Here is a 7247-nt window from a genome sequence, read left to right on the forward strand (position 1 = left end):
GTGCAGGCGGTGCCGGCGCCCGCCCCGGCCTACCGCGTGGCGGCACCCGCGCCCGCACCGGTGCGCAGCGACCSCACCGGCCAGGTCAGCAGCATCGAGCCGATCACGGCGACCTCCAAGCCGAGCGGTGTCGGTGCCGTCGCCGGCGGTGTGCTCGGCGGCGTGCTCGGTCACCAGATCGGCAACGGCACCGGGCGCGACGTGGCGACGGTCGCGGGCGCGGTCGGCGGTGCCGTCGTCGGCAACAAGATCGAGAAGAACCGCTCCGAGAAGGTCGTCGGCTACCGCGTGCATGTGACGCTCGACAACGGCGAGCAGCGCACCTTCGAGCAGAGCGGCAGCACCGGCCTGCAGGTCGGTGACCGCGTGCGGGTCGACGGCAATCAGATCCGCCGCAGCTAACTGCTTACACTGCGCCATGGCCGCCGCGGCGCGGCCTTCAGGAGTCCGCCGTGGCCATCAGCTGGATCAGCGCGCTCAAGGTCATCCCGTGGGGTGACGTGATCGAGGCGGCGCCGGGCCTCGTGAAGGGCGCGCGCAAGGTGTTCACCCGCACGCAGCCGGAACCGGTGGTCGTGCCCGACCCCGCCGCGCCGCCGCATCAGCGCATCGAACAACTCGAAGCCGCCGTGGCCCGGCTCGGCGAGCAGCAGCAGGCGGCCGCCGCGTTGATCGAATCGCTGGCCGAGCACAACGCCAAGGTCGTCGAAGCCATCGAGCGGCTGCGCCTGCGCAGCCGGCTGCTGATGGGCACCTGCGTGCTGCTGCTGGCGGCCGTCGGCACGCTGGCCTGGCTGGTGTTGCGTTGATCGCATTGCGTTGATCGCATTGCACTGATCGTTTCGCGCTGATCTTTCGCCGAGGCATCACGATGGGCAGTTCCGAACTCGATGCGGTCGCCGCGCCGGCCGCCGACGAGGCCTCCGCCTCGCAGCCGGTGCGCCACCTGCGGCAGATCCTGCTGTGGCCGCTGCGCCTGATCCCGCCGGAAGGCGCCGCGGCGCGGCATGCCAGGCCGTGGGAACTGCTGCGCGACCTGCCCGACTCGCCGTGGCGCGAAGAGGTCGACGAATACACCGGCGACGCGACCCGCTTCCACGAGCGCCACTACAACGAGTTCGTCAGCTTCCTGCCCTACGTGCAGCGCTTCCTGTACGGCGAGGGTCGCGCGAAGCGCGATGGCGCGAAGGTGAACGGTGAGAAGAACGACGGCGCTTCGCCGATGCGCGTGTTCCGCCGCCACGACGTGAAGGCGGTGCGCGTGGTGCGGCGGCCGGGCGACGCCCCGCTGACGCTGGAGGTCGTGCATGCCGACCTGTACTTCTTCTACGACCTCGACATCGTGATGCTGAACCTCGAGGTCGGCATCAGCGACCTGAGCCTCGCGCAGGCGCAGGACCTGCTCTACCGATTCGGCCGCGGCTACCCCGCCGGCTGGGATGCCGAAGGCACGCCGCTGCACGGCATGCACGGCGTCGAATGGCTGGGCGCCGACGGCCAGGTGCTCGCGCGCTCCGACTCCGGGCAGCGCGAGGCCTTCCTCGCGCACGTGGCCGAGCACCGCGCGCCGCGCATCGCGTCGCACTGGGCGTTCATGCTGCAGCCGCTGGTCAGCGACCACTCGGGCGAGCCCGGCCTGCTGCGCTACCGCCAGATCGAATACCACCGCATGCCGGTGATGGGTTTCCTCGCGGTCGACGATCCGGCGCGGCTCACGCGCGGCGACTTCATCCGCCTCGGCCTCGTCATCGGCGGCAGCGAGGCCGAGACCGCCTTGCCCTACCTCGAGTCGACGGTGCAGGGCCGCGCCGCCGATTTCGAGCAGCGCTTCTGCTACGACCGCTTCTGGATCGACGCCGGCATGGCGCCGCGCACGCGCTACCTGTGCAGCGGGCATTCGCTGATCGTCGTCGGCGACGCCCGCTCCACCTTCTACAACTGCCGCGACCGCGGCGTGCTGGCGCAGTTCCGCCACCAGCATTTCCTGCTGTTCCTGATCGCGCACTTCCAGAAGGCGGCGCTGCTGAGTTTCTCGGACACGCTGGTCGAGGCCTTGCGGCAACTCGACATCGGCCACCCCGCCAGCGTGCGGCGCTTCAAGCGTGCGATCCGCGCGAGCTTCGAATCCTTCCTGCGCTTCACGCACCGCTACTGGTTCCATTCGGTGTCCGACCAGGCGCAGGTGCGCGCGCTGTTCCACATGTGCTCGACGCACCTGGGGCTCGATGCGCTGTACGCCGAGGTCAAGGAGCGCATCGCCGACATGAACGGCTACCTCGACGCCGACAGCCTGCGCCGCCAGGCCAACACGGTGGTGCGGCTGACCGTCGTGACGATCCTCGGGCTGGTCGGCACCGTGACGACCGGCTTCCTCGGCATGAACCTGCTGTCCGAGGCCGATGCGCCGCCCGGGCGCAAGCTGTGGCTGTTCGGCCTCGTGTTCGTCGCGACGACGGTGCTGACCTTCTACACGATGGCCAAGTCGAAGGGCCTGTCGGACTTCCTCGATGCGCTGAGCGACGAGCGGCTGTCGGTGTGGAGCAAGTTCAAGGCGCTGCTGGCGGTGTGGCGCCGGCCCGTCGACTGATCACTGATCAGGCCGGCACGGCGGCCCGCGCGCGTGCGTTCGACGCCGGGATGTTGTCGCGTGCCATCGTGCGCCCGGCCTGCACCGCTGCGATCCAGTCGTCGGTGCCGGTCACCGCGGCGAAGCGGGTGTGGAACACGACGCTGAGCACGCGGTGGATCTCCTCGGCGCTCGCCCGGCCGGCGGCGTTCTCGTACGACAGCGCGCCACTCGCGTCCGACAGCAACTCCACCGCGAAGCCGCGGTGCGTCGCCTCGATCACCGTCGATGCATTGCAGTTCTGCGTCATGTAGCCGACGACGCTCAGCGTGTCGATGCCGGCCGCGGCCAGCCAGTCGGCGAAGCCGGTGCCGGTGAAGACGCTCGGCCACTGCTTCTCGATGAGGTGGTCGCGCGGGCGGCTCGCCACCACCTCGTGCAGCGCCCAGCCGTGCGAACCGGTCGCGAACAGCGGCGCGCCCGCGGCCTCGCTGTGCTGTACCACCAGCACCGGGATGCCGGCCGCGCGCGCCGCATCCATCGCGCGGCCGATCTGCAGCAGGCTGCCCGACACCGGCGGGTGCTCGATCGGCAGCTTGCCGCTGACGTATTCGTTCTGCACGTCGATGACGATCAGCGCACGGCGTGGGGTGGGCTGGGTGGACATGGCATTTCTCCTGGAAGGGGACGGCACCGTGCCGTCGACGGGATCGATTGTTCGGCCGATGCCTATCGGGCGACAGTGGCCCGAATGACCAACTTCGATAGGATCGGGCCATGAGATCGCCCGAACCGCACCGCGTCGCCGTCGTCGCCTTCGACGGCATCAGTCCCTTCCACCTGTCGGTGCCGTGCATGGTGTTCGGCCCCGACATGGCCGGCGACGGGGTGCCGCCGTTCCGGCTGCAGGTCTGCGCCGGCGAGACCGGCCCGCTGCGCACGACGGCCGGTTTCACGATCGGTGCGACGCAGCGCCTCGCGGCGCTGGCCCGGGCGCAGACCATCATCGTCCCGTCGTGGCGCGATGCCGCCGAGCGCCCGCCCGAGGCCCTGCTGCAGGCGCTGCGCCGCGCGCATGCCCGCGGTGCGCGCATCGTCGGGCTGTGCATCGGCGCCTTCGTGCTGGCCGAGGCGGGCCTGCTCGACGGCCGCCGGGCTACCACGCACTGGCACCTGGCGGCAGAGTTCGCGCGGCGCTTTCCGCAGGTCGAACTGCATGCCGAGGTGCTCTATGTCGACGACGGCGATGTGCTGACTTCCGCCGGCACGGCCGCCGCGATCGATTGCTGCCTGCACCTGCTGCGCGAGCTCGCCGGCGCCGAGGTGGCCGCGCGCGTCGCACGGCGCATGGTGGTCGCGCCGCACCGGCAGGGCGGCCAGGCGCAGTACATCGAGCAGCCGCTGCCGCGCAGCGGGGCCGACCAGCGGCTCGCGGCCGTGATGGCCTGGGCGCTCGCGCGGCTCGACCAGCCGCATGGCCTCGACGGGCTGGCGGCGCGCGCGGCGATGAGCCGGCGCAGCTTCACGCGGCATTTCCGCGCGGCCACCGGCACCACGGTGCTGCAGTGGCTGCAGAACCAGCGCCTGGCGCGCGCGCAGCGCCTGCTCGAGACCGGCACCCAATCGATCGAGGCGGTGGCCGCCGAGGCCGGCTTCGGTTCGGCACTGTCGCTGCGCCAGCTGTTCGCGGCCCGGCTGGCGGTGACGCCGACCCAGTACCGCCGCGCGTTCCGCGGCCGCTGACGCGCGGGTGCCCCTGTCGGGCAACGACTACAGCGGCGTGCGCCGGGCACCGACCCGGTCGCGCGGTCGCCGCCGATTCGCGCGCGACCGGCAGGCGCGGACGATGGGAGCGTCGGTCAACAACAGGAGCAGACCATGATCGCTCGATCCATCGCCTCCCTCGCTTCCATCACCGTCGCCGCGGCCTTGTGCGCCTGCGGTTCCGCGCCGCGCGACGAGCGCCGGCCGGTCGCCGATGCACCGGTGGCTGCGCCGGMGTCGGCCCATGCCCAGTACGGCCGCGTGCGCGACATCGAGGTGGTGCCGGTGTCCAGCCACACCTCGGGTGGCGGCGCGGTGCTCGGGGCCGTGCTGGGTGCCGTGGTCGGCAACCAGATCGGCTCAGGCACGGGCCRCGTCGCGGCGACCGGCGTCGGTGCGGTGRCCGGTGGCGTGGTGGGCAACCAGATCGAGCGGCGCAACCGCCGCGACGACGAGATCTACCGCGTCAGCGTGCGCTTCGACAACGGCAGCGTCGAGCGCTACGACTTCCAGCGCGTCGACGACCTGCGCGTCGGCGACCGCGTGAAGTGGGAAGGCGGCCAGTTGCATCGCGTGTAGGGGCCCCGGTTGTCACTTGCTGTCAGGGCGCGGTTGCGGGGATGATCGCGCTTCACTTCCGGGAGCAAGCGCGTGGGCATCTCTCAATCGATAGCGCCTGAATCGACAGCAGGCCGCCTGATCCGCGTCGGCATCGGCGGCTGGACCTACGAGCCCTGGCGCGACAACTTCTTCCCCGCCGGCTGGCCCCATGCGCGTGAGTTGGAGTACGCGAGCCGCCGGCTCACCGCGATCGAGGTGAACGGCACCTACTACAGCACGATGAAGCCGGCCACGTTCGCCAAGTGGCACGACGAGACGCCGGACGGCTTCATGTTCGCGCTGAAGGCCTCGCGCTTCTGCACCAACCGGCGCGTGCTGGCCGAGGCGGGCGAGTCGATCGGTCGCTTCATCGGCAGCGGGCTGTCCGAGCTGCGGTCCAAGCTCGGGCCGATCGTCTGGCAGTTCGCACCGACCAAACGCTTCGATGCGGCCGACTTCGAGGCCTTTCTCGAGTTGCTGCCCGCCGAGGTCGATGGCCGGCCGCTGCGCCATGTGATGGACGTGCGGCACGACAGCTTCCGGTCCGCGCCGTACCTGGAACTCGCGCGCCGCCACCGCGTCGCGACGGTGTTCACCCATTCCGATGACTATCCGTCGTTCGCCGACGTGACCGGCGAGTTCGTCTACGCCCGGCTGATGTCGGCGCAGGCGGCCGTGCCGACCGGCTACGAGCCGCAGGCGCTGGAGGCGATCGCCGGCTGCGCACGGCGCTGGGCCGCCGGCGGCGAACCCGACGGCCTGCCGCGGGTGGAAGCCCCGCGCGATGCCGCGCCGCGCGACGTGTTCATCTTCTTCATCAACGGCGCCAAGGAGCGGGCACCCGCCGGCGCGATGGCCCTGATCGAACGCCTGGGCTGACCGGCCCCGTGAGAACCTCCCGCTGCCGGCCGTTGCCGGCGGCGGACTGCACAGTTTCTCGACGATCGCTCGCTACAACGGCGGATCACCGCCAGCGAGTGCAGCGCTCTTGGACACCCAGCAATTCCGGTTCGAAGACATCGAGGTCGACGCGGCCACCCGCCAGTTGACGCGCGCGGGCCTGGCCGTGCGCATCGAGCCCAAGGTCTTCGACGCGCTGGTGCTGCTGCTGCGCCAGAAGAGCGGCGACACCGAGAAACGCGAGCGGCTGTTCCTGATCACGCCGCGCATCGTGCAGTCGGCCGCCACGGCGATGCCGCCCTCGATGTCGCCGGCGATGCCACCCACCACGCTTCCCGTCGTTCGCTGAGGCCGTTCCATGCTCGCAGACATCGCCATCACCTCGGTCACCCCGGTCACCCCGGCCTGTGCCATCCCGCCCATCGCCGCCGCCGCTGCCCCGCCCCGCCGTGCGCCACCCGGCCACACGCCTTCGCACTTCGACACGCTGGTCGCGAGCGCCTGGGCCGAGACGATCTGCGCGTACTGGGACGACCTGCAGCAGGCCGGCCTGCTGGACGCGCAGGCCCCGCTGGACGTCGTCGACTGGATGCCGGGCGACGGCGGACCCGCGCGGCTGATGCTGCAGGCCTTGCTGCAACGAACGCGCGGGCGACCCGGCATCGAGCAGCGGCTGCGCTACCTGGCCTGCGTCGCGGACGAGGCGCACGTCGCCGCGTGGCGCCACGAGCCGGAGCTGCATGGCCTGCTCGATCGCAACCTGCTGGTGCCGGTGCTGTGGCCGCTGGACGGCGAAGAACCGCCGCAGCTGCTGGCGAGCGGCGGCGCGCTGCGCTGGTGCGGCGCGAACCCGGTGGTGGTGCTGGCGCACGACCGCTTCCGCCACCTGCCGCAGCGCCTGCTCGGGACGCACTACGGCCGCCTGCTGGAGGCCTCGCCGCACGAGCTGGTCGATGCGCGCGACGGCGACGATGCCAACCGCTGGCGCGCGGTCGACGAGGCGGCGCTGACGCCGCTGCAGCGCACGCTGGTGGAGCGGCACGTGGCCGGCCTGAACAGCGCGCCGGTGTGCCTGCCGGTCGGCGCGATGCAGGCGCTGGCGCGGGTGGCGGCGCTGTGCCCGGCCGGCTACCTGGTGCTGTCGGCCGCGCGCGGTTTCGCGGACGACCGCGGCGTGCGGCTCGGCGGCTTCGACAGCGTGCTGTCCGCGTTCCGCCGCGATCGCCTGCTGCCGGCCGACTTCAGCCTGCTCGCGACCCACCTCGGGCAGCAGGGCGTGCGGGTGTGGCAGCGCGCCGTCGGCGACGGCGACGTGGTGCAGGCGGTGGCGGGGGGTGCCGGCAGCTCGCAGGCGGCGCTGCAGCGCTGGGCGGCACCGCTCGCGCGCGGCGACTGCGGCGATGGCGCGGCGCTCGCG

Annotated in this window: 9 protein-coding genes; 8 read left to right on the forward strand and 1 reads right to left on the reverse strand. The window is 71.9% G+C overall.

Annotation, left to right across the window (positions count from 1 at the left end):
- The 3 genes from AC1DXV_RS28775 to AC1DXV_RS28785 all read left to right on the forward strand — a co-directional run.
- On the forward strand, window positions 1-402 hold a 402-nt coding region (locus tag AC1DXV_RS28775), incomplete at its 5' end, for a glycine zipper 2TM domain-containing protein (protein ID WP_477936831.1).
- A 50-nt stretch (window positions 403-452) separates the two neighbouring features.
- Window positions 453-809 (forward strand): hypothetical protein, encoded by a 357-nt coding sequence (locus AC1DXV_RS28780; RefSeq protein ID WP_477870920.1) that lies wholly within the window; start codon window positions 453-455, stop codon window positions 807-809.
- Window positions 810-871: 62 nt separating this feature from the next.
- Window positions 872-2587, forward strand: coding sequence for a hypothetical protein (locus AC1DXV_RS28785; protein WP_477870922.1), 1716 nt, complete (start codon window positions 872-874; stop codon window positions 2585-2587).
- Between the two features lie 7 nt (window positions 2588-2594).
- On the opposite strand, the gene AC1DXV_RS28790 is transcribed toward AC1DXV_RS28785, so the two are convergent.
- On the reverse strand, window positions 2595-3233 hold the full coding sequence (locus AC1DXV_RS28790) for a cysteine hydrolase family protein (protein WP_477870924.1): 639 nt from the start codon (window positions 3231-3233) through the stop codon (window positions 2595-2597).
- A 110-nt stretch (window positions 3234-3343) separates the two neighbouring features.
- Between AC1DXV_RS28790 and AC1DXV_RS28795 the strand changes: the two genes are divergently transcribed.
- The 5 genes from AC1DXV_RS28795 to AC1DXV_RS28815 form a co-directional block, all read left to right on the forward strand.
- Window positions 3344-4309 (forward strand): GlxA family transcriptional regulator, encoded by a 966-nt coding sequence (locus tag AC1DXV_RS28795; protein ID WP_477936833.1) that lies wholly within the window; start codon window positions 3344-3346, stop codon window positions 4307-4309.
- A gap of 135 nt (window positions 4310-4444) precedes the next feature.
- Window positions 4445-4909 (forward strand): glycine zipper 2TM domain-containing protein, encoded by a 465-nt coding sequence (locus tag AC1DXV_RS28800; RefSeq protein WP_477936835.1) that lies wholly within the window; start codon window positions 4445-4447, stop codon window positions 4907-4909.
- Window positions 4910-4981: 72 nt separating this feature from the next.
- The gene (locus tag AC1DXV_RS28805; protein ID WP_477871681.1) at window positions 4982-5809 is read left to right on the forward strand and encodes a DUF72 domain-containing protein; all 828 of its coding nucleotides are present in this window, start codon (window positions 4982-4984) and stop codon (window positions 5807-5809) included.
- A gap of 109 nt (window positions 5810-5918) precedes the next feature.
- Window positions 5919-6179, forward strand: a complete 261-nt coding sequence (locus AC1DXV_RS28810) for a hypothetical protein (protein WP_477936837.1) — start codon at window positions 5919-5921, stop codon at window positions 6177-6179.
- Window positions 6180-6188: 9 nt separating this feature from the next.
- Window positions 6189-7247: hypothetical protein (locus tag AC1DXV_RS28815; RefSeq protein WP_477936839.1), on the forward strand; the 1059-nt coding region annotated here is incomplete at its 3' end.

The organism is Rhizobacter sp. P3_C12, assembly GCF_056402735.1.

Bases quoted from the DNA above. Each gene is read 5' to 3' on its own strand.
- AC1DXV_RS28785 (WP_477870922.1), top strand. From the start codon at position 872: ATGGGCAGTTCCGAACTCGATGCGGTCGCCGCGCCGGCCGCCGACGAG.
- AC1DXV_RS28790 (WP_477870924.1), bottom strand. From the start codon at position 3,233: ATGTCCACCCAGCCCACCCCACGCCGTGCGCTGATCGTCATCGACGTG.
- AC1DXV_RS28795 (WP_477936833.1), top strand. From the start codon at position 3,344: ATGAGATCGCCCGAACCGCACCGCGTCGCCGTCGTCGCCTTCGACGGC.